Raw genomic sequence first — 21,697 nt, 5'->3', positions numbered from 1 at the left:
TTAGTTTGAAAAAGAGTTATTTAACGTTTTTCGCTCTTCTTCTTTCAGCTTCAATTGCATTTTCTACTCATAGTACCTTGGCAGTGGACAGTGCCGCTCAAACGGCCCCTGCTACTACGGCCCCTCCTTCGACGAACACTGCCGAACCGGCGGCTACACCACCAGCCGATAATTCTACTCTGAATCTCTCCTTAGAGGACGCTTTGAAGTCTGTAGAAACAGGCAACAGTACGCTGAAATTAACTGACAGCCAAATAGAGATCTATGACAAACAAAATGAACAGACTTTGGCGAGGCAAAATGCAAATATTCCTGTCGTTGATGAAGATTCTAAGAAAGATTTAAGTCTGAACTATAAACGGACCCAATGGACATTAGATAATGCTAAGCATGACAGAGATACTAAATTGAAAGCACTTAAGGTACAGATCACTAATGAATATGAAGGTGTTTTAACACTTCGACAGCAAGCGGAGAATACAAAAAAGCAGTTGGCAAATCTGGAAACAATCATTAATCAAGTTAACCTCCAGATAAAATTGGGCTTAAAGATACCTTCGGATATATATTCTTACAATGCACAGAAAACTAGGCTCGAAGCAAGCGTAAAGGCTATAACGAATACTGTAAATTCTTCCATGATTACGTTGAAACAAGACCTGGGAATTGATATCAATCGGAATGTCATCCTGACCTCAGACCCGATTCAATATACGGTATTTGATGAGAAGGACATCTACGGCAGGATCACCAAGGCAACCCAAGACAATTATGATCTCAAAAAGTATAAAGAAGATATTGACATTTCCCAGATTGAATACGATATTGACTTTTTTTATGATGATACAATGGTAGCAGACCAAGTTCAATTGGGTATTGAAGATAAAAAGGCAAAACTTCAAACGTTACCAGTTAATCAGGAAGTTCAATTAAAAACCGCTTATAATAGTTTGAAATCTTTAGAGAACACCATTGAAGCCGATAAATTGGCTGTGGAAGCAGACCAAATCAATGTCGATGTTATGCAAAAAAGTATTGATGCCGGCAAAATGAGCAGCCTTGATATGATTGCGCTTCAAAACGCCCTTTTGAATGATCAGTTTACGTTGCAACAAGATACTAATACTTACATGACTGCTGCTATGAATTTCCAAAACAGCCTGGATAATTAATTCATGGAGACTCTCTGTGAAACTAGTGATTACGCTCTGGCTTGACATTTGTGGCTGGAAAGAGGAAGCTCCAAACCGCTGAACTATGGCGGCCGGGACTTCCTCTTTTCTTCAGAAACGCTCTCTATAAGTGACAAAAGATTAAACTGGAGGAGAATAGAGTTGGAAAGGAAAATGGGCAAAACGGGAAAAAGGGTTTTAATCCTACTCGCAGTGCTATTAGTGCTGGTTTTTGTAGGACGTGGGCTCGCGAGTAAGAAAGTCGCTGCAGTGGTGGAAGAAAAATACATACCGGTGCAAGTTGAAGCGGCTGGGAAGAAGACACTCCTCAACACGGCAACCTTGAGTGGCAAGGTTTCTTCCGATACGGATGTTTCCGTCATGCCAAAGGTGTCGGGTAAAGTCTTGGCGGTTTCGGTGAAGGTGGGGGATAACGTAAATAAGGGGGCAGTTCTTTTCGCTCTTGACCCATCGGATATTCAAAAACAAGTGGACAATATGAGTGCCACGCTTCAACTGGCAAATGCGAGCTATCAGAAGAGTAAAGAACAATGGGAAACGGGAAAAGCCTCTCTTGAGCGCACGAAGAGTATCGCTGCGGAGAAGATCGCTAATGCTCAAAGGGATTTGGCTAATGCAAAGGCCCTTTATCAAGCTGGAGCAGTTTCCAAGAATCAACTTGACCAAGCAGATCTCGGATTGAAGGAACTTGAATCTTCATATGCCAGTCAGGTCGAGCAATTGCAAGTTCAGGCGTCGGATAGCACTCTTCAGTTAGCGCAAGCCCAACTTAACCAAGCACAGGTGGGGTATAATCAGGCCTTAGATACTTTAAATAATGCCGTCGTTACTGCTCCGGTTGATGGAGTCGTCTCCCAGGTCAATGTTACAGTTGGCAACACGGTCTCCGTTGCCCAGGCGGGGGTGAGCCTCACGGAGATTAGTAGTGTCTACAGCTCTTTGAGTGTTGCAGAGAATATCGTCAATCATCTTGCCAAAGATATGCCTGTTAAAGTCACGGTTTCTTCAGTGTCTGAGCAGAGCTTTGCAGGCAAGATCGATAACATCAGTCCTTCGGCAGATTCGAAAACTCAACTTTATCCTATCAAAATCTCAATGGAGAATCCGGGCGGCTTGATCAAGCCGGGCATGTTTGCCAAGGTTGAACTCACGACTGAGGAAAAACCCGATGTTTTGGCCGTTAAGAGTGAAGCAGTTGTCCTTAAAAATGGTAAGGCTATAGTTTATCTTGTCGAAGGAGATAAAGCCGTCGCCAAAGAAGTCGTCACAGGCCTTGATTCTGGGGTGTATATCGAAATCCTCAAAGGCTTAAACCTTAATGACAAGGTGATCGTCAAAGGGCAAACCATCGTCGACCAGGGCAGCAAAGTCAAGGTTGTGGGAGGGGACGCATCTTGAAGTTAGCGGAGGTTTCAGTTAAGCGCCCGGTAACGATCATCATGGTCATGCTCATTATCATTCTTTTAGGAGGCATTTCTCTATCCCGTCTACCGATTGACCTTCTTCCTAAAATTGATATTCCAGTGGCGATTGTAGTGACAGAGTATACCGGGGTAGGACCGCAGGAAATTGAGAAAATTATTACGGATCCTCTAGAAGGAGCGGTTTCCACCGTGGAAAATATCGATACCGTCACTTCAACCACGACAGAGGGGCGTTCCATTGTTATTGCCCAGTTCAAGAATGGGACGGACATGAATTTTGCCACTCTCCAAATGCGGGAAAAGGTTGATACTGTAAAGCGTCTTTTGCCTACTGATGTTGGGGCACCGATGGTCATGAAAATTGACTTAACAGCGATGCCTGTTGTGCAATTGTCCCTTTCTGCTAAAGATGCAGATCTTGCCAAACTGCAAGCCATTGCGGAAGATAAGCTAAAACCTCAGCTTGAGAGAGTGGCAGGAGCAGCTTCTGTCACGGTTGCCGGAGGGTATGAGAATCAGGTTGAGATCAAAACCCACCAGGAGAAAATGAAAGGGTACGGGTTAACCGTTGACAACTTAGCCAAAATCATTGGTGCGGAGAATCTGAATTCTCCTGGCGGCCAGGTCCAAAAAGGGACGCAGGATTTAACCATTCGGACAACGGGTGAGTTCCAATCAGTCGATGAAATTAAGGAACTTTTGATACCCCTCGCCAGTGGAGGACAGATCCGACTGAAAGATATTGCGGATGTGGGACTAGACCATAAAGAGATCACCGCGATTTCTAAAACCAATGGAGAACCCAGTATTAATATTTCCATTCAAAAACAATCAGGGACGAATACGGTCAAAGTGGCGAACGATGTTAGTCTTGCCGTTCAGAAGATCAAAATGGACTATCCCAGTTTGAAGATTGATACGGTCATGGATCAGTCTGTTTCGATTAAGCAATCCATTAAAACGGTGGAAAATGAAGCGCTTCTGGGTGGTATCCTGGCAATTGTGGTGCTTTTCATCTTCTTTCATAACATTCGGACCACGTTTATTACGGCTACAGCCATTCCAATTGCCATGATGGCGACCTTTGCCGTCCTTTACTTTATGGGAATCACCATCAACATGATGACTTTGGGGGGGCTGTCTTTAGCCATGGGTCGCTTGGTGGATGATAATATCGTGGCGTTAGAAAATATTCACCGGCATCGAAGATCTGGATACTCTAAAACTGAGGCTGCAATCAAAGGGGTATCAGAGGTCGGAATGGCAATTTTTGCCTCTACGTTGACAACGGTTTCAGTGTTTCTTCCGATCGTTTTTGTTCAAGGGGTTGTGGCAACGATCTTCCGAGAATTAGCGTTGACAGTCAGTATATCACTGGGGGCTTCGCTTCTCGTTTCCCTCACCTTGGTGCCAGCCCTTTCTGCAAAGCTGATGCAAGCGGAGGCTATCCCGGATGGTAGGCGAGGGTTAAAAGGGGTCGTAGACCGCTTTAGCCGGTGGTTTGACCAACAATTTGGGCGAGTTGAAGCCAGTTATCGGAAGTTCTTGCATTATGGATTACACCATCGCAAGACAGTGGTTTGGATTTCAATTGTTATCTTTGTCCTTTCAGGTGCTTCGACCTTGAAGTTAGGAGCCGAATTTATGCCCGCAACCGATGTGGGTCAACTAAGTATCAAAGTCACGCTGCCTGACGGGGCAAAACTCCAGGATACTGACAGTACGGTTATGCAGATCGAGAAGAAGCTGGAGGGGATCAAAGAGGTCAAATCCGTCTTCACTCAAATTGGTTCAAGTGGTGGATTATCTCTGGGAGGGGCCACCACGAATACTGGCACGGTCAATGTCCAGTTGGTCGATTTGAAAGCCCGCAAGCGAAGTGTTGGACAGGTGGCTGATGAAATTCGCTCACTGACAAAAGACTTAGCAGGCGTTGAACTTAACGTAACAGCAACGGACACTATGCAAATGGGTGGAACTACTACTCCAATTGATATTACCGTCAAAGGTGACGATCTCGGTCAATTGAAGAAAATGGGGATGGACATACAAAGTAAAGTGGCATCGGTTGATGGGACCCGGGAAGTCAAGACGAGTATGAGCGAGGGGGTTCCCGAAGTTCAGATTAGAATTGATCGTCCTAAAGCCTCGCAATTTGGCCTAACTGCCGGACAAATTTCTCAAGCGGTCAAGGGGACAGTTTCTGGCACAACTGCGACACGCTATCGTCTTGATGGGAAAGAAATCGATGTCGTCTTGAGCGGAGATGAGACGTTTAAGACAAGTCTGGCTAATTTAGAGCAGACCCCTATTCCCACATTATCTGGAATCACGGTTCCCTTGGGCCAAGTGGCTAAAGTTGTGCTAGATAGGGGCCCGGTTATGATAAACCGTACGGGACAGACTCGGGTTGTTCATGTTACGAGTCAAATCATGAATCGGGATTTGAAGAGTATCAACACAGATATTGAAGCCAAGCTGAAGGGGTACCCGATGCCCGACGGGTATACGTATGAGATGGGAGGGCAAAATAAACAACAGGTAGACTCGTTTAAGGATTTAGGTCTTGCGTTAGTTCTGGCGATTCTTCTTGTCTATATGATTCTTGCGTCCCAATTTGAATCCCTGTTACACCCTTTCACGATTATTTTATCTTTGCCCATGGGGTTCTCTGGGGGGATGCTCGGGCTGTTTATTACCCGAAAGACTTTGAGTGTACCCTCGTTTATTGGGTTAATTCTCTTGATTGGAATTGTGGTCAGTAATGCCATTGTCCTGGTGGATTATATTAATAAGCGAAGAGAACGCGGAGAGGAACGCGAAGAGGCTATTGAGAATGCTGGACCCATTCGCTTACGTCCGATTGTTATGACATCACTCGCTACTGTTCTTGGTCTAATTCCCATCGCCCTGGGAATTGGTGAAGGTTCTGAAACGATGGCCCCGATGGCGGTGGTGGTTATTTTTGGCCTCACACTCTCTACAGTGTCTACGTTAGTACTTGTCCCTGTTATTTATACAATCTTTGAAGACATTCGAGATTCTAGGAAACAGAAACGGAAAAAGAGGCTAACTACATCGAATACAACGCACTCAGTATAAGGAGATGATACCAACGGCGTCGAGAGAAGAGAAACAGACGGACATTATTAAAGCCGCCATTCGAGTTTTTTCAGAACACGGCTTCGACGGCGCGAAAATGGAGTATATAGCCAAAGAGGCGGGTATTGGTAAAGGCACTGTTTATGAATACTTTGAAAGTAAGGATCGTTTATTTGAAGAAATCCTTAAATTTAGTATTGAAGGATTCAGTTTTGGACTGAAAGAGAGTATTGATAAGGGAGAAACCATTGAGAAAAAGATCCTAAACTGCTCTCGCTTCAACGCAGAATTTCTGAATAATCATATGGATATTGTGCATATTGCCATGCAGGTTCAAATACTGTCTAAAGAAATTCGTATTCATCATATGGCGGTCCAAATAGTTGTTTTGGAACATTACAAAGAGATGGTCAAAGTTGCTAAAGCAAAAGGGGAGTTAAGAGGGGATCTAGATGAAGAATTAGCCACCTATTGTATTATTGGAACGCTGGACCAGTTCTGCAAGCAACGGATTTTTAATGATCCGAGCCCGCTAGGGGAAATAGATCATCAGGCGATTGTGGATGTGATTCTAAAGGGCCTAAGGTAGTTGGTGAATTCACATCTACAAGATTATAATTTAGAATTATACAGAAATCTGGAATAGAAAAAGAGTTGTAACAAACTGGAAGATAGGTTTGTTACAACTCTTTTTACTAATGAAGATAGTGGATTATTGATTCCGGGTCACCCATTGATTCACTGAGGGATTTGTAGCATTCGAACTGAAGAGGGAACTATAGAACGCCCGATTTTGGTGTTGACCCTCGACAGAAAAAGGAGAGTCTTCGATGCCTAGCAACAAACGGTAACGTTTATTGAGAAGACTATACTGGGTCTCTAGTAAGAGGAGTTCGAGTACAGCAATTTCAACGTATTCGGGTGCTGCATCATCCAGGCGGCACCAAGCGTATTCCATTTTTCCTCTTGTTTCTTCAAGTTCCGCAAGCAGGCGTTCTGCTTCACTGAGCGGCGCTTCTTCGGGGGAAGAGAACGTTGATACGAGGTTTTTTAATAAAGCTTTCATAGAAATCAGCCTCACCTCACTTACCGCTTACAAGACAAAAGATAAAACTAATTTCAAATTTTATCTTTGCTTAGTCAGGCTAAATATATGCATGGACACATTGGAAAATGCTGATAAATAAAGAGCCGGTTATAAAATTCACTTCAATTGGGAAAGACTAGAAATAGTCTAAACTTAAGAGGTGATTTTTTTGCCACACCGACGATGTCGGAAATCCTCAGCGATATTCCTGTGCTGGATGATGGGCTTGTTTCTGTGGCAAGCCAGTATTTACCCTGTGATGGGAGAAGGAAGCGACGATGGGGCAGTGCTTTCTTACAATGTCGCTAAGGACGAAACAAAGAAAGAAAATAATGTAGATAATAAAACAAATGTAGGGACCGTAAACATTGTAGTTCAGCATGGAGAAACTTTATGGAGTCTAGCTCAAACGTACCACACGACAGTTGAAAAGATCGTTGAGCTTAACCAGGTGAAAAGTCCTAGTCGAATTAGAGAGGGAGAATCCTTAAAGGTACCGAATACTGTAGCCTTGGCGACAACTGAAAGATTTGTGAATAATAGCGTTGCGGGTGATTCCCTTACGGCTAAGACTTCGTGGTGGGCAAATGCCTTACGCAGTATACCGGCTTTTGCCTCTATTTGTAGACAAGGGTTTGGTCTATCTCGATCGAGTGATCCCCAAGCGTTATTACCTGTGTCCGATTCAAAGATTCAAACATACGAAATAATGGTAACCGATGATGAAAAATCGGCAGATCAATCTCCAAAAGCGGTACCAGCAGAGAAAGAAAGTCAGATTCTTTCTCGAAGCTTAGGGCGTCTGGTCTCTAAAGAGGATGTCGAACTATTAACCCGTGTGATCTATGGTGAAGCTCGGGGAGAGAACTTCGAAGGACAAGTGGCTGTCGGAGCGGTTGTACTTAATCGTTTGAAAGACCCTCGTTTTCCTAAAACGATGTGGGCTATAGTCTACCAGCCTGGTGCGTTCACGGCTGTTGCTGATCGTCAAATTCATTTAGATCCGGATGATCAGGCATTCAAGGCGGCGGAAGCTGCTCTTTCTGGCGTTGATCCGACGAACGGGGCAATCTATTACTACAATCCACGTATCGCCACAGACCGTTGGATTAAGAGTCGTCCCGTTATTAAGCGTATCGGTAATCATACGTTCAGTATATAGGGGCCTTGTGTGACATAGCGCTCAGTGCTTACGACGCAGAGCAAACTAACCGTTCAAGCTCCTGCCTTTGGGGAGCGGGGTGCCCGCCAGATGAGCCGTCCTTGGCTCACTGGCGGCAGTGCACGTCCTGTGCACTGCCCCGTGTCTGGGGTCGGTCGCTTGAACGGAAGTTTGCTAGGCTGCTTACGTAAAGACGTCGCGCTGTGTCACACTGCGTCCCGGGCTTGGGACGGGGGCGAAGACGGAGTATTAAGAGGACGGCACATTTCATGTGCACCGTCTGTATTAAATGGTCAGTCGCTTAAATGGAATTTACTAAAGTTGCTTAATGAAAGGTGTACTAGAGATATTGGTCGGAGGGACGGTACTTTATGTGCATCGTCCACATAAGGCAAAAGTCCCACAACATTTGTTGCGGGGTTTTTGTAATTAAAGGAGGTTATTTCAACTGAGTTGTTTGATGTTTAGGTGCCTCGACACCCCTGTGTAAGGTAAAGAAAGCAACCTCAGGAGGGACGTTCAAGCGCAAGGGAATGACGCTTTCTCCGAGACCGCGATTAATGTAAAGGGGAATACCGTCAATAATATGATATCCTTCATAGAATCCACGGTCTCCTAAATAGGTATTTGTGATAAGGGGTTGTAGGCCTGGAAGACGGATTTGTCCACCGTGGGTATGCCCGGTGAGAAGAAGTTCTGCTCCGTTTCTCGCTACATCGTCGAGGCAATCTGTGGAGTGGGCCAAAACGAGTCGAAAAGGCGAGGTGAAAGTGGGGATTAAACTCGAAGTCGTATGAGCTGAGGAAACCTTCTGATAGGCTCTATCTACGTCATCGTGTGCAGTTGCTGGGTCATCGACCCCGATGACCCAGAGGTTAAGGCTGGATAAATAAGCGGCATCATTGAGCAAGGTTGTCCACCCTAGGCTTTGAAATTGCTTAAGGTAACGTTTGAATAGTGTACGAGAAAGATGGCTGTAATCGTTGTTTCCCATGACAACGAATTTTCCGTAGGGAGCGGTGAGTCCACTCAAATAGCTGTTCAATTTATCAAGGTCCATGCGATCGGATATTATGTCCCCGGTGACTACGAGCAGGTCTGGTTTCTGAGCCATCACGTCTTGTACAATGCGTTGGGGGGGGATTTGTAAGGTTTCCAGATGCAAATCGCTAAGTTGACAAATCGTTTTTCCGTCCAAGGCTGCTGGCAGGTTGGGGTAAGATAAATCCCAATGTTCTCGCTTTAAAGCTAAGGTATCGTGTTTTGCCCAACCGAGCACTCCAACACCTCCAATCGGAAGCGTAGAAAGCAGCCAATGTTTCGCTATAAAACCGCCGATGCCACGAAAGAAGGTGCGGCGGGATATGTTTTGGGAAAGAGGTGGCGTTTGTTTAGACATCGGTTCCTCCTTAATCTACATAAAATATTATATTATACACTGCTGAAAGCAACTATCGCGAAGAAAGCACGTTAGCGGAATTTGCGTTAGCGAATGAGCAGCAGAATCATAACTTGTCTTTAGAACCCTTGTGTTCCTTATATCATATCATGTTATGAGGTAGGTTGGATTAAATGAAGGGGGGAAGCAAGGTGAAGTTCGGTGGGAATAGGCCAAGTGATCCCTATGAGCCCATCGGACCGCAAGGGTTCCCTATGCAATTACCTAATGGCCAATTAGGTCCGGGATACTCTCCAGGTTCGATTCGCAATACTCTAGGCTCAGGACTCAAAGCGAGTGGATTTTTCCAAAAGGATGGAAAAGTCCAAAATTCAAGGGGAGGATTTATAGGCGCTAAGCAACCGCCTCCACCAAGAACACCATGGCAGGCTCCTCTGCCTGCGCAAGGTATGGGCAATCAGACTCAATATCCTCAATATCCCCAAGAGCAAGGGTATAATCAAGGCATGGCTTACAATCAAGGGTATAATCAAGGGTATAGCCAAGGACAAGTATACAGTCAAGGACAATCCCGACAATTAATTTTACAGGGAGCACAAGAGGGGATTAATGGTAATGGGGTGGCAACAATATCGCCTGACAACAGCTTTCTGCTGATTGTTAATCTTCCACCACCACAGGCATTCTTGGCACAAGGTCAAGCAGGGATGTATGCCACTTATTTGGTGGATGACAAAGGGAAGACGGGATTTTTAGCGGGTGTTTTACAGCCTGTTGGAAATGGAGTTTATAGAGCTCATTTTCAAAGTCAGGTTCCGCTTCATCACTATAGTCGGGTCGTGGTTTCAGTGGAAAACCCGGCTCAGCTCGGGCAGGCTCCAAACGGGCCGATTATTTTAAAGGTCAAAGAACCAATGGGAGTGATGACGTTTCTCCACCCGATGAAAACGACCGCAACCTCCATTTGGGGAAAAATTTCGGGGTTGATCAGTGGCAGAAAGAACCCCCAGATAAGCCCAGAAGCAGCCCCGATAAGTCCAGAACTTATTCAATCCTTGAATCAAATGGGGGTTCAGCCGGAAACTATGGCTCCTCCCATTCCACCATTGTCGCCTCCTATAGAACCTATTAATGATTAGTCAACTAACCAAACTGAAAATAAAATCGGGGATAGAGGTCATACCTATCCCCGATTTTATTTTCAGTTTAAATGGTTGCTTGCTCCCAACTATAAAATAAAAAGGACTAGAAGGACCAAAGCAAGAAGGCCGAACGTACTTAAGGTGACGGAGATACCAAGTGTGGCGCACGAAACTGATTCTAAGAGGACGTTTGAAAAGAACACTATAAAGAAGAAAAATGTTATCGCTAAAATGCCCGCTCCAACGGGCGGGGATTGTAGAAGAGGAACGAGGCGACGAAAGCCATAATTCCAGGTTTCCGGTGTCTTGGGATTCAAACATCTAGTTGTACATCCATCTGGAGGAACAGGCGGGTATCCCTGCGGATAAGAGGCAGGATAGACTGTATTATAGGGTGGAACTAGTGTGGACATGTGGGGTCCCTCCCTTCTGACCGCTGATCTTAGAAAGTTTGCCGATGGAAATTACGTTTCCAATCCCACTCGCACTTCCATTAGGTGTTCCAACTCCAGCCCGTTCAATCAAGAACTGAGCAATAAGTGCCCCGAGGGCAATAATTAGGTTGCCTGGGGCTCCTGGAATTTCAAATAAAGGAACGTTAAACGAAGTATCGGGGCTGCCGTCGAAGGGAGCAAACGGTGCTGCGACAACCAAGGATACACTTAAATTATCGGGAAAAAGCGGTTCATCCCCCCCGACGGGTCCAATGCCTTGGCCAGGCGCAGTTTGAACGGGTAGTGGCATGGGAACTTGCCCATTCATCGCGGATTGCATGAGTTGGGTGAGTTGCGGCAGGGTCAGAGTCACGGGATAAATATCTGGAGAGGTGCGTGAAAGGTCTGGAGGATGAGCCAAGGCTCGTTTGAAGAGAAAAGCCATGAGTACATCTAAGCCAGCGACAATCATGGAAGCGAAGGGGATTTCCGTCTTTGCCAGAGGAAATATGAGAGCACTCACCGGGCAGAATGGTAAACTGCGTCGAGTAGGGCTGTCCACTAGGATGGAAAAGGAGAAAGGAGTCGCCGGTAATGGGGGCTCACAATCATGTCGATTTATCACGGCGCTCCTCCTTTCTTGCCTACCATCAGAACCAAGTGCGAATAATTACCCATCCCCCTAACAAGATGACGATAAGGAACGCAATTAAGGTCACCGGATGCGTAATATCGTTAATGAGCTGGGGTCCGTGATAACCGTCGGGTCGCACTTCTCAAGAACACATCCTTTTTACAATTTAATCCCGGGGGGAAGTTTTATGCCTTGCAGCATTTCTGGAGAGATTTGCATTTTTTCCATGTTTCCGCCGCCGATTTTGTCAAGGATTTGTTGGGCCATGCCTTTCAATTCTTCTGGAATGGGAAGATCATTGGCCGAAGGCATGCCGTGCATTGAGGTGGTTAGAGTTAGGTTAACCATGGCCATGAGTTTTTCGTATTTTTGTTGTTGAACAAAGTACGCTTTGATCAGTGGATAGCGATTCATAAGACGTATTTTAAGATCGATTAACGCTATGGACTCCTTCTCTGGAATGACTTTGCTAAGCATTTGGGTGGTTACAAGCCCACGCTCTTTTTCCTGATATTGGCTAAAGGCTTCTTTGCTATCTGGGTCGGCCATAATGGAAGCCTCAGCAGTCTTTAATCCCTGAATTTCAGGAGTGTGAGAAAGGGCCTCCCCCAACTCGCGGGCCTTGTCGATGTAACTCATAGGGCACCTCCTTTTTTCCTTATATAAATTATGCTTAGAAGGGCACTCTGGTGTATGATGAGGTTTAATATGTCATGATACAATGGTACATTTGTGGTGAAGTCATAAGTAGTAGGCGGAAGGAAAGTAGGGAATCGTGTAGAATATTTTAGGGAAAGGGAGGAATTATCATGCGGACGTATCGATTGCAAATGCGCTTAATTCAAGTGGCTACTGGGCTTGCCCTTATTGTACTGATCGCTGGCTTTTTTGGAATATGGGGTAAAAATGGTAAAGTGCCTGCCAATCAAACAGGAACGAGTGCTACTCAAGGAACATCGAGTTCGACACAATCCCCTAGCGATCCGAAAATTGTCGCTTTGGGAGACTCATTTACATTAGGATATCCTTTGGATTCGTCGCATTCCTGGACCCAGCGCACTGCTGAAGTCCTCAAGGTCCCCGTGGTCAATAAGGGAAAAGTTCGACAGACTGCAAAAGATTTGCTTGCTCGCTTTGATACAGATGTAGCAGCTGAGAAACCAGGTCGGGTTATTATTTTTGCGGGGATGGGGGATGCCATTCAAGGGGTGCCTCTTAAGGAGGTTCAAACCAATGTGGAAGGTATCGTAGAAAAGGCAAAGGCCAATCATATTATTCCTGTGTTGGCCCTGCCGATCGGGTATCCTGGGGCTCAACAAAATATTAAAGAAATTCGTGATTGGGAGTTGAGCTACGCGCAGAAGGGAACGATCTTGACTCTGGATTTTTCGACTGTCTTGTTTGATGCGGGAGGAAAATACTTAAATGGCTTATCGGCAGATGGGAAATATCCCAATGCTAAAGGGTACACGACGATGGGGGATTATGCGGCTCAAATTCTTAAGTAGAGAGAGTCAGTTTCTTAGCCCGTTCGCACCGCTGCATCGCTATTCGCTTGACGATGAGGCTAAAACGCAAAACCTCTGGGCTTTCTGCATGTGAACCGTTGCGTTTCTTACGCCTAATCGTCTGCGCTCATTGACGCGATTCCGCTAAAGTGCTCACTAAGCTAAGAAACTTCCTCTTGGCTGGGGTTGACGGGGGTTGGGACGATAGGAGGCTGTTTGCATATGCGTCGTTCCTTGCCATCCTTGGCGCCGCGGCATCAGTCCATCCATGGACAAGTCCCGTTCGTTTCTTGCTCATTGACGCAATTCCACTAAAGTGCTTCTCTAAGCTAAGAAACTTCCTCTGGTCTGGGGTCGACAGGAATTGGGACGATGGGAGGCTGTTTGCGTCTTGACGCAAAAGCGCTTAGGTGGACTCTGGGTTAACGCGATACAAGAAGGGTGATTTGAATTAGGGGAGACCGATTAGATTCGGTCTCCCCTTTTTGGGCAGTGTAAATTTAACATTAGTTAAGCTGGGTGGAGAAGGCTGATTAGTGCGAATAAGATGAAGCCGACTACTCCCCCGAGTAAGGCATAATGAGGGTGCCGTTCACGGGAAAGGGGCATGAGTTCGGCGAAGACAAGAAATGTCATGGCACCGGCTGCAAAGGCCAGAAAGAAGGCGAGAGAGTTTTGCACGCTTTCGAGGGCGAAGAGACCGAGCAAAGCACCGAGTGGGGTAAAAAAAGCGATTCCGACATTAAGTAGTAGGATCTTCCACCCTCGGATTTGTGCCATTTTTAACGGCGCTGCTGTGGCCATCCCTTCAGGAAGATTGTGCAAGGTAATGGCAAAGGCAATAAGAAGACCGAGGTTAGGGGCGGCTTCTTGGCTGACGGCGATGGCCATGCCCTCTGGGATATCATGTAAGGCGATCCCCGTGGCGACAAGTAGTCCGGTTCTTTTTAGTCGTTGGCGCCGCGACAGGGGAAGGGTATTAGTAGAGACATTGAGACGATTATCAGCAAGGAACATGAAAAGAAGGCCTAGAATAAATCCAATGCCGACTTGAAGCGGCGGCCCAGTCTCCCAGGCGCTCGGGAGCAAATCTACGCTTACCACCGCAAGCATCACCCCGCCTGCGCCGGCTAAGAGGGAGGCTAGGATACGTTCTTGTGGCTTACCAAACAAGAGGACAAGTAGGCTGCCAAGCGTTGTGGCAAGTCCAGCGATCGTACTGATCCAAATAATTTCAAACATGTCATGCATGAGGAGCTCCTTTCTATAACTTCAGATACCCATATTTATTGCTCAAGGCTGTGCTTTATACAAAAAGGTGTTGAAGAGTCCTGTACTATTTTTAGGGACAAAGCATAGGTTTAGAGTAAGGATGAAATGGATGGAAATACGTCTAGGGAAGGGGCAAGAAATATGAGCGTTGTGAAAGTGCGAATGCGGAACAGTTTACTTATGGGGGTTGTTTTCTTGAGTCTAATGTTCCTTGTAGGCTGTGGGACGCTGGAAACGTTGGTGAACAAGGAAGGGACCTCGACTTCATTAGGTGATTTTATTGGTGGGGATAAAACGACCACTCTCCCGGCTGCGACCACAGCCTCTACAACGACAACCTCGGCAGATCCGAAAGCGATTGTGCTATACTTTGCGGATTCAACGGGGAAAGCTTTGCTAAAAGAAGAACGAATTTTGCCTAAGACGGTGAGTTTAGCTAGAGAGACTGTCAATCAGTGGATTAAAGGGCCCACTACCAAAGGAACTATGCAAAGCTCTGTCCCAACGTCCACAATGCTACTCGATATAGCTATTAAAGAAAACGTAGCCATCGTAGACTTAAGTAAAGAATTTCTAAAACCCAATTCTAAGGTCACTCCTGAAATCGCTCTCTATGGGCTTGTCAATACGTTGACTCAGTTCTCGACAATCAAGCAGGTTCAAATTCGTGTTGAGGGAAAACCTGTAACTAAGTATGGGACGGTTGATGCTACTCATTTGGTGAATAAAGCGAGCCTAATCAAAGGAGCAGCCGCTGATAACCCAATTCTTCCGGGGATCACGAGTTCTGGCAATAATGCCTCCGGAAAATCGAACACAGGATCTGGAGCGACAGGTACAGGCTTAACAGCACCAGGCAAAACCAGTAATGGAGCGTTGCCGAATTCCTCGCCGAGTTCCCTTAACCTCTTCGACTATCCTCCTAGTTCAACTTAATAAGTCGATTGAGTATTCTTAATAATCGAAACGGATATCTTCAAAGTAAGGTATCCGTTTTATTCGTATTTATCGAAATGCATCATCTAAGTGTATAAATTTATGATTTATGCTAAACTATAGTTATGGGAGAGACTTGGTCATTCGAGAATTTAGGTCTCTGATCATGGGGGAATGGTAAAAATAATCGTTTTTGATATACCCTTGCTTAGGATGGCTTAAGTGAGGGTATTATTTTATAGTGTAATCTCCATAAAATCTTGAGAAGTATCCCAAATACATCTAAGACATAGGCTGTATACTTAAATTATCGAATAAGAAAAATTACTTAGTTTTGAACGTTAAGTTATCTAAATTAAAAAAATTTTGCAGACAGAAAATAAAAGGTTTCATAGAAAGGAGGGAAGGTGATTGTTCCGCCACATAATGAGGATGGTGGAGTAATCGCCGAGCGTTGATGAAAATTATCTTAGTAGATGATGAATCAGAAATCCTAACCCTTGTCAGAGACTACCTTTCACGGGAAGGATTTACCGTTCTAACAGCGATCAATGGTCATGAAGGTATGGAGCTGATCGAACGAGAAAAGCCGGACCTTGTCCTGTTGGATTGGATGCTGCCAGGGATGAGCGGGTTGGAAATGTGCAAACACTTGCGTGAGACGAGCACGATACCGATTATTATGCTGACGGCAAAATCAGAGGAAATCGATCGAGTCCTGGGCTTGGAGTTCGGGGCGGACGATTATATCGTTAAGCCTTTTAGTCTTCGGGAATTGGCAGCGCGGATAAAAACCGTGCTGAGGCGTTCCTCAGGGGGGGTACAGGAAACGAATGCTTCGATCTTAGTCCGTGGAGAGCTGAGTATCGATGTCTCAAGTCACAAAGTCGCGAAACGTGGGCAGGAATTACTCCTTACACCGACCGAATTCAAGATTCTCCATTTACTCGCAACACGTCCGGGGACGGTTTATAGTCGTCTTCAACTTTTGCGTCAGGCCATGGGAGAAGAATATCTCTATTATGAACGCTCTATCGATACGCACGTTTCTAATTTGCGTAAGAAGATTGAAGACAACCCGAGTGACCCGAAATATGTGGAAACAGTCTTTGGGGTAGGGTATCGGTTCGGTGAAGGGCTATGACCTTGCGGCGTAAGTTCATTCTTTCCCTTGTTGGTATGGTTTTTTTTATGGCCATCGTCTTTACTTCGATCGCTTTGATATCAACTGAGGCCTTGCTCGGGCATGCTGAAAGCTACGTTCAACAAGCATTTAGTGAGCGTTTGAATCAGTCCCTAAGTATTTATTATGAGGGCCACGGTGGTTGGGGTGGAGTTCAGGATTATATCTTGAAGCTCAGTGAAGTGTCGCCCGATCAGAAACTTGGACGTCCCCCTCGTGATCCTCAACGCTTTTTGGTCTTTGACCAAGACGGTAAAGTCGTAGCAGACCCATCTAATAAAGAGATGGGAAAACAGCTTGCCATGATTTCTATAGACGATAAAATTTCAAAACAATGGCAGGAAATTAAGGTAAAGGGAAATGTGGTAGGACATTTCTGGCAGGAACAACGTCCTTCAGTTATGGAGGGTAAACTTGCCAAAACAATTGGGACATCGATTATCCAGGCGATGCTCATAGGGTTGAGTATCACTTCCTTGGTCGCCTTACTCCTGGGTCTGTTGCTGACACGACATTTCACGATGCCCTTAAGTCGTCTCATGGAGGCGGTTCGGAAAGTGGGGAAGGGAGATCTCTCTTCGCGGGTTGAGGTAAAGGGGAATGGAGATATCGCGACTCTAGCCAGGGACTTCAACCGAATGACCGAACAATTGACCCGTAATGAGGAAGTCAGGCGCAATATGGTGGCGGACATTGCCCATGAATTGCGTACACCACTTGCGGTAATCCTCGGAAAACTAGAATCGATCCAGGAAGGGGTTCTTCCTTCCACACCCGAAACGATTCTCCCAATTCAAGATGAGACACTAAGACTTATTCGCTTAGTGAGAGATCTCCAACAACTGAGTCTGGCGGAAGCTGGTAAATTGCCAATGGCTTTAAGAACGGTCGATCTCAGACAGTTGGTAGAACGTATTACTGAGCAATTCGCGATTGAATTCGAGGAAAGGGAGTTGCATATCGAAGTTGCGGGAGATGTGCCAGAAATCACCGGTGACCCGGATCGCTTAACCCAGGTGTTTGTGAATTTGATCGGGAATGCTCTTTTGCACACGCCGCCTGGGGGTTCTTTGCGAGTGTTACTTGCTGAGGCAGAAGCTTCTGCTGAAGAGGAAATGGTGAGCGAGGGAAATGCGTATCGTTTGCGTGCTGTATTCCGGCGCAAAGGGGAAAAAGTAGAAGGGTCGAATCGCAAAGAAGAAAAGAACACGGAGAATGTGCGATCTGAAGGGTGGGTCCAAGTGACGGTGGTGGATTCTGGAGAGGGAATTCCAGAGGAAGAAATCGAGCATATCTTTGACCGTTTTTACCGTGTGGACAAAGCCCGCGAGCGGGAAAGTGGCGGAACGGGCTTAGGGCTCGCAATTGCCAAGGAATTCATCCAGGCGCATGGAGGTTCCATTCATGTGAAAAGCAAAATGGGCGTGGGAAGTTGTTTTTCGATCTTATTGCCTGTAAATCCAAATGTAACGATTAAACAACCTTAACAATATCTTGAGAAGTCCTTCGCTATTTGACCATAATACTGTGGTAAGTTTAGAAAGGAAATTATGTTTGATCACTGTTAGATCTTCCTTTAAATGATCAAGTCTGTTTTAAAAAGGAGAAAGAGTATGAACAAAAAATGGGTGACCATTGGGGTTTTGGGTGTTTTGGTCTTGGGGGGCGGTTATTGGGGGTATAAAAAATTCACGGCTAAACCTGCTGTAGCCACTAATATCACGGCGAAAGCAAAAATGGGAGATATCAACAAGGTGATTACGGCAACTGGAACGGTCAATTACCCCCACTCTATTCCTTTAACCTTTCCAACAACCGGAAATAGTTCGCAAGCCGGAAAGATCGTGGAGCTCAATGTCAAGGCTGGGGATTCAGTTAAAGCAGGGCAAGTTCTAGCCAGGATAGATGATACGAAGCTCAAAACGGCCGTTTTGCAAGCACAGGCCAATGTAACGTCCGCCGAGTCCAAATTTCAAAATCTCGAAAGTTCTTTCAATAGCCAAACCAATGCTCAAGCACAGGCGGCATTTGCCAAAGCAGAGCAGAATTTAACATCTGCCAAGCAGAATGCGGATGCGAGCTATTTGGCTAATCAAGTCACCCTGGCGAATCAGAATGTCAAACAGGCAAGTGATAATTTGGCTAAGGCGCAGCAGAGTGGAAATTCGTCCTCCATTCAATCATCTCAGAACGCTCTGAATCAGGCATTGGATGCTTTAACCGCAGCTAACAATCTCCAAAATGGAGGGGCGGCTAACGCATTAGTTGCTGCCCAGGCAGATGTTACATCCGCTCAATATGGAGTGGATCAACAAGCTCAGGGTCCGAAATCATCAGATGTTCAATCGGCTCAAGCAGCTATTCAAATAGCGCAGGCTCAACTAGCCAGTGCCCAGGCAGATTTAAATGAGGCCTCAATAGTTGCACCAGTTGACGCTGTGGTTGTCACATGCCCACTTCAACTGGGCCAAGATTCAGATGCTAAGTCCATCATCACGATCACTCCTACGGGGGATAAGCTTGAAGTGGACGCAGCGATTGATCAGTCGGATATTACGCAGGTCAAAGTGGGACAGAAGGTAGATATTACCCTTGATGCGTATCCAAATCAGCATATCAGCGGGACCGTGAACTTAGTTGCCTTACAAGGCACAACCACCCAGAATGTTACGACGTATACTGTCACGTCGACCGTAGATCAGGCCAGCGATTTGCTTCGTGCAGGGATGAATGCCAATATAAACATCACTGTGGCGGAGGTCAAGAATGTTTTAACCGTTCCTAGCGAAGCAGTCAAAACAAGAGGAAAACAAACAGGGGTCACTGTTCCTGTTACTTCAAGTACTAGTGCAGGAAAAGCGGATTCAGCAAATCAAGCAAACACTAAACCCAATAATTCAGCAAATGCAGGCTCTGGAAACACAAGGACTGGAAACACAGGCACCGGAAATGCGATGGCGAATGTCCGATATATTCCAGTGGAGATCGGCTTAGATGATGGCACGAATGTGGAAATAAAAAGTGGCCTAGAAGAAGGGCAAGAAGTGATTATCGGTACTCGTTCGTCTTCTACGACAGCTAAAACCACTTCGGGATTTAGCTTAGGCGGTGGTGGCGGTAACCCTGCTAGAGCAATGAGCGGTGGCGGCGGTAACAGAGGAAACTAAGTTGAACGTGCTTTGACGAATACGTCAGGAGGGATGCTATTTGATAAATCTCAAAGGGATTAAAAAAATATATGCGAACGGTGATATTCAAGTGGCGGCCTTAAGCGGGGTGAACCTTCATGTAGGAGCTAATGAATTTGTCTCAATTATGGGACCCTCTGGTTCCGGCAAGTCATCCATGATGAATATTTTAGGATGTTTGGATACCCCGACGGAAGGTGAGTATTATCTTGACGGAACTGATGTAGCGAAGGCCAGTGGTGATGACTTATCTGTGATTCGCAACCGCAAGATCGGTTTTGTCTTTCAAGGATTTAATCTTCTTGCCCGGACAACGGCGGTAGAAAATGTAGAACTACCCATGCTCTATGCAGGGGTAGGGGGCAAAGAAAGACGAGCACGCGCCATTGCCGCCTTAGAATCTGTCGGTTTGGGCGGTCGGATTCATCACCGTCCCAAAGAACTTTCTGGTGGTCAGCAACAGCGGGTAGCCATAGCGCGTGCTCTCGTCACAAAACCTGCGATCATACTGGCTGATGAACCTACCGGGAACTTAGATAGTCGATCCAGTGAAGAAGTAATGGCGATCTTTCAGCGCCTGCACGCGTCCGGTAATACGATTATTATTGTAACGCACGAACCTGATATTGCAGAATTTACCCAAAGGATTGTGCGTTTCCGTGACGGGCATGTTGAAGGGGACGAAATAGTAGAAAATCAACGTCAGGCTCAAGCGCAAGTCCTTGAGGAGGGAGCAGCAAAGTGAACTTTTTTGAAAGTATTCGAGTCTCTCTTAGGGCTTTGCGTGCAAACAAACTTCGGTCAGCTTTGACAATGCTCGGGATGATTATCGGTGTGGCGGCAGTCATTGCTATGGTTGGGATCGGTAATGGGGCAACCGCTTCGATCACCTCCCAGATTCAGGGACTCGGCTCAAATCTTCTAACAATTAGCTCAGGACAGTCGAATTCCGGAGGGGTTAAAGGGGGAGCTGGCAGCTCAAACACCCTAAGTATGACGGATGTTACCAAGATTCAGATTGGTACGGCTGTAAAAGCAGTTGCTCCAGTATCAAGCTCAAATGGGCAAGTGGTCTTTGGTTCGGGAAATACTTCCACAAGTATTAATGGAACCACAGCGGACTATGCGGTAATTAAAAATGTCACTATTGCTAGTGGTCGTTTTATTACGCAAGAGGATGTGGATAGCAGCGCAAGAGTTGCTGTCCTAGGCCCAACAGTGGTTACAAACCTTATGGGGGACGCAAATGCTTCAGTTATCGGGAAAATTATTAAAATTAATAACGTTCCTTTTCAGGTTATTGGAGTGACAACTGCTACAGGGTCAACTGGATTTATGAGTAGTGACGATATGATTACCGCTCCAATTTCAACGGTTCAGGCGCGCTTAATCGGGAAAAAGACGGTGCGTAGTATCTTGGTATCGGCTTCTTCAGCGGACCAGATGCAAACGGCCCAAGATGAGATTACTGCAGCTCTGCATAAAGCCCATAAAATTGCGGCTGGCAAAACGGATGACTTTACGGTTCAGAATCAGGCCGATATGTTAGCAACCATGACAGGAGTAACTCAAACCTTGACCATGCTCCTGGGCGGTATCGCGGGCATTTCCTTGCTGGTTGGCGGGATTGGAATCATGAATATTATGCTCGTTTCGGTCACCGAACGAACTCGGGAGATCGGAATCCGAAAAGCGATCGGTGCTAAAGGTATGGATATTCTCTTGCAGTTTCTCATTGAGGCGGTCGTGCTTAGTATACTAGGGGGTGGGATTGGCATCGCCCTTGGTTATGGAGGGTCTAACCTAGCAGGTACGGCTTTGAAGATGAGTACCAGTATTTCAATGACTTCCGTGTTCGTTGCTTTTGGTTTCTCTGCAGCTATCGGTATTATCTTCGGAGTTTTCCCGGCACGAAAGGCTGCTGCCATGGATCCGATTGATGCCTTGAGGTATGAGTAAACAGAATCAGGCTTATGAAGGGCGGCTATTCTTTGCACAAGGAACGCACACAAGTGGTATAAATGTTATTATCG

The 21,697-nt window shown here is 45.9% G+C and carries 21 protein-coding genes; 14 read left to right on the top strand and 7 right to left on the bottom strand.

Going from position 1 to position 21,697, the window contains the following annotated elements:
• The first annotated feature begins 5 nt into the window (after nucleotides 1-5).
• The 4 genes from E4K68_RS15125 (at nucleotide 6) to E4K68_RS15110 (ending at nucleotide 6,308) form a co-directional block, all read left to right on the top strand.
• On the top strand, nucleotides 6-1,172 hold the full coding sequence (locus E4K68_RS15125; RefSeq protein WP_243450390.1) for a TolC family protein: 1,167 nt from the start codon (nucleotides 6-8) through the stop codon (nucleotides 1,170-1,172).
• Between the two features lie 162 nt (nucleotides 1,173-1,334).
• Nucleotides 1,335-2,591, top strand: coding sequence for an efflux RND transporter periplasmic adaptor subunit (locus E4K68_RS15120; protein WP_243450389.1), 1,257 nt, complete (start codon nucleotides 1,335-1,337; stop codon nucleotides 2,589-2,591).
• Nucleotides 2,588-5,719 carry an efflux RND transporter permease subunit gene (locus tag E4K68_RS15115; RefSeq protein WP_135379754.1) on the top strand — a complete coding sequence of 1,044 codons (3,132 nt, stop codon included), beginning with the start codon at nucleotides 2,588-2,590 and terminating at the stop codon, nucleotides 5,717-5,719. The genes E4K68_RS15120 and E4K68_RS15115 overlap by 4 nt, the downstream gene beginning before the upstream one ends.
• Nucleotides 5,720-5,723: 4 nt before the next feature.
• Nucleotides 5,724-6,308 (top strand): TetR/AcrR family transcriptional regulator, encoded by a 585-nt coding sequence (locus E4K68_RS15110; protein ID WP_135379753.1) that lies wholly within the window; start codon nucleotides 5,724-5,726, stop codon nucleotides 6,306-6,308.
• A gap of 123 nt (nucleotides 6,309-6,431) precedes the next feature.
• Here E4K68_RS15110 and E4K68_RS15105 read toward each other — a convergent pair whose 3' ends face one another.
• Entirely contained in the window at nucleotides 6,432-6,785 is a 354-nt protein-coding gene (locus E4K68_RS15105) for a hypothetical protein (protein ID WP_135379752.1), read from the bottom strand.
• Between the two features lie 190 nt (nucleotides 6,786-6,975).
• Between E4K68_RS15105 and E4K68_RS15100 the strand changes: the two genes are divergently transcribed.
• Together E4K68_RS15100 and E4K68_RS15095 are read left to right on the top strand one after the other, a co-directional pair.
• Nucleotides 6,976-7,968, top strand: coding sequence for a cell wall hydrolase (locus E4K68_RS15100; protein ID WP_243450388.1), 993 nt, complete (start codon nucleotides 6,976-6,978; stop codon nucleotides 7,966-7,968).
• 24 nt (nucleotides 7,969-7,992) lie between these two features.
• Nucleotides 7,993-8,358 (top strand): hypothetical protein, encoded by a 366-nt coding sequence (locus E4K68_RS15095; protein WP_135379751.1) that lies wholly within the window; start codon nucleotides 7,993-7,995, stop codon nucleotides 8,356-8,358.
• 49 nt (nucleotides 8,359-8,407) lie between these two features.
• Here the strand turns inward: E4K68_RS15095 and E4K68_RS15090 are convergent, their stop codons facing one another.
• Nucleotides 8,408-9,367: a metallophosphoesterase gene (locus tag E4K68_RS15090; protein WP_135379750.1), complete on the bottom strand. Its 960-nt coding sequence runs from the start codon at nucleotides 9,365-9,367 to the stop codon at nucleotides 8,408-8,410.
• Between the two features lie 191 nt (nucleotides 9,368-9,558).
• On the opposite strand from E4K68_RS15090, the gene E4K68_RS15085 reads away from it, so the two are divergent.
• Nucleotides 9,559-10,506 (top strand): hypothetical protein, encoded by a 948-nt coding sequence (locus tag E4K68_RS15085; protein WP_135379749.1) that lies wholly within the window; start codon nucleotides 9,559-9,561, stop codon nucleotides 10,504-10,506.
• Nucleotides 10,507-10,595: 89 nt separating this feature from the next.
• On the opposite strand, the gene E4K68_RS20690 is transcribed toward E4K68_RS15085, so the two are convergent.
• The 3 genes from E4K68_RS20690 to E4K68_RS15070 form a co-directional block, all read right to left on the bottom strand.
• Entirely contained in the window at nucleotides 10,596-10,922 is a 327-nt protein-coding gene (locus E4K68_RS20690; protein WP_199241784.1) for a hypothetical protein, read from the bottom strand.
• A complete protein-coding gene (locus tag E4K68_RS15075; protein ID WP_243450387.1) occupies nucleotides 10,897-11,568 on the bottom strand; it encodes a hypothetical protein in 672 nt (223 codons plus the stop codon). Before E4K68_RS15075 ends, E4K68_RS20690 begins: the two co-directional genes overlap by 26 nt.
• Nucleotides 11,569-11,736: 168 nt before the next feature.
• Nucleotides 11,737-12,216 (bottom strand): YlbF family regulator, encoded by a 480-nt coding sequence (locus E4K68_RS15070; protein WP_135379748.1) that lies wholly within the window; start codon nucleotides 12,214-12,216, stop codon nucleotides 11,737-11,739.
• Between the two features lie 170 nt (nucleotides 12,217-12,386).
• On the opposite strand from E4K68_RS15070, the gene E4K68_RS15065 reads away from it, so the two are divergent.
• Nucleotides 12,387-13,085, top strand: a complete 699-nt coding sequence (locus tag E4K68_RS15065; RefSeq protein ID WP_135379747.1) for a GDSL-type esterase/lipase family protein — start codon at nucleotides 12,387-12,389, stop codon at nucleotides 13,083-13,085.
• Nucleotides 13,086-13,212: 127 nt separating this feature from the next.
• Here E4K68_RS15065 and E4K68_RS20445 read toward each other — a convergent pair whose 3' ends face one another.
• The gene (locus tag E4K68_RS20445) at nucleotides 13,213-13,383 is read right to left on the bottom strand and encodes a hypothetical protein (RefSeq protein ID WP_158291436.1); all 171 of its coding nucleotides are present in this window, start codon (nucleotides 13,381-13,383) and stop codon (nucleotides 13,213-13,215) included.
• Between the two features lie 212 nt (nucleotides 13,384-13,595).
• On the bottom strand, nucleotides 13,596-14,336 hold the full coding sequence (locus E4K68_RS15060; RefSeq protein WP_135379746.1) for a ZIP family metal transporter: 741 nt from the start codon (nucleotides 14,334-14,336) through the stop codon (nucleotides 13,596-13,598).
• A 162-nt stretch (nucleotides 14,337-14,498) separates the two neighbouring features.
• On the opposite strand from E4K68_RS15060, the gene E4K68_RS15055 reads away from it, so the two are divergent.
• From E4K68_RS15055 to E4K68_RS15030, 6 genes are all read left to right on the top strand, one after another.
• Nucleotides 14,499-15,293 carry a GerMN domain-containing protein gene (locus E4K68_RS15055; RefSeq protein WP_243450386.1) on the top strand — a complete coding sequence of 265 codons (795 nt, stop codon included), beginning with the start codon at nucleotides 14,499-14,501 and terminating at the stop codon, nucleotides 15,291-15,293.
• Between the two features lie 457 nt (nucleotides 15,294-15,750).
• A complete protein-coding gene (locus E4K68_RS15050; RefSeq protein ID WP_135379745.1) occupies nucleotides 15,751-16,437 on the top strand; it encodes a response regulator transcription factor in 687 nt (228 codons plus the stop codon).
• Nucleotides 16,434-17,963, top strand: a complete 1,530-nt coding sequence (locus E4K68_RS15045) for an ATP-binding protein (RefSeq protein WP_135379744.1) — start codon at nucleotides 16,434-16,436, stop codon at nucleotides 17,961-17,963. The genes E4K68_RS15050 and E4K68_RS15045 overlap by 4 nt, the downstream gene beginning before the upstream one ends.
• A gap of 126 nt (nucleotides 17,964-18,089) precedes the next feature.
• Nucleotides 18,090-19,643: an HlyD family efflux transporter periplasmic adaptor subunit gene (locus E4K68_RS15040; RefSeq protein WP_135379743.1), complete on the top strand. Its 1,554-nt coding sequence runs from the start codon at nucleotides 18,090-18,092 to the stop codon at nucleotides 19,641-19,643.
• Nucleotides 19,644-19,683: 40 nt separating this feature from the next.
• Nucleotides 19,684-20,409 (top strand): ABC transporter ATP-binding protein, encoded by a 726-nt coding sequence (locus E4K68_RS15035; RefSeq protein ID WP_135379742.1) that lies wholly within the window; start codon nucleotides 19,684-19,686, stop codon nucleotides 20,407-20,409.
• Nucleotides 20,406-21,623, top strand: a complete 1,218-nt coding sequence (locus E4K68_RS15030) for an ABC transporter permease (protein WP_135379741.1) — start codon at nucleotides 20,406-20,408, stop codon at nucleotides 21,621-21,623. Before E4K68_RS15035 ends, E4K68_RS15030 begins: the two co-directional genes overlap by 4 nt.
• The last annotated feature ends 74 nt before the right edge of the window (nucleotides 21,624-21,697 follow it).

Source organism: Desulfosporosinus sp. Sb-LF, from assembly GCF_004766055.1.
Taxonomy (GTDB): Bacteria; Bacillota; Desulfitobacteriia; order Desulfitobacteriales; family Desulfitobacteriaceae; genus Desulfosporosinus.
Note: the sequence above shows the minus strand (reverse complement) of the source record. Positions and strands in the feature narration are given on the sequence as shown.

Bases quoted from the DNA above. Each gene is read 5' to 3' on its own strand.
- E4K68_RS15090 (WP_135379750.1), bottom strand. From the start codon at position 9,367: ATGTCTAAACAAACGCCACCTCTTTCCCAAAACATATCCCGCCGCACC.
- E4K68_RS15070 (WP_135379748.1), bottom strand. From the start codon at position 12,216: ATGAGTTACATCGACAAGGCCCGCGAGTTGGGGGAGGCCCTTTCTCAC.
- E4K68_RS20445 (WP_158291436.1), bottom strand. From the start codon at position 13,383: ATGAGCAAGAAACGAACGGGACTTGTCCATGGATGGACTGATGCCGCG.
- E4K68_RS15110 (WP_135379753.1), top strand. From the start codon at position 5,724: ATGATACCAACGGCGTCGAGAGAAGAGAAACAGACGGACATTATTAAA.
- E4K68_RS15040 (WP_135379743.1), top strand. From the start codon at position 18,090: ATGAACAAAAAATGGGTGACCATTGGGGTTTTGGGTGTTTTGGTCTTG.
- E4K68_RS15045 (WP_135379744.1), top strand. From the start codon at position 16,434: ATGACCTTGCGGCGTAAGTTCATTCTTTCCCTTGTTGGTATGGTTTTT.
- E4K68_RS15055 (WP_243450386.1), top strand. From the start codon at position 14,499: ATGAGCGTTGTGAAAGTGCGAATGCGGAACAGTTTACTTATGGGGGTT.
- E4K68_RS15105 (WP_135379752.1), bottom strand. From the start codon at position 6,785: ATGAAAGCTTTATTAAAAAACCTCGTATCAACGTTCTCTTCCCCCGAA.
- E4K68_RS15060 (WP_135379746.1), bottom strand. From the start codon at position 14,336: ATGCATGACATGTTTGAAATTATTTGGATCAGTACGATCGCTGGACTT.
- E4K68_RS20690 (WP_199241784.1), bottom strand. From the start codon at position 10,922: ATGTCCACACTAGTTCCACCCTATAATACAGTCTATCCTGCCTCTTAT.
- E4K68_RS15050 (WP_135379745.1), top strand. From the start codon at position 15,751: ATGAAAATTATCTTAGTAGATGATGAATCAGAAATCCTAACCCTTGTC.
- E4K68_RS15065 (WP_135379747.1), top strand. From the start codon at position 12,387: ATGCGGACGTATCGATTGCAAATGCGCTTAATTCAAGTGGCTACTGGG.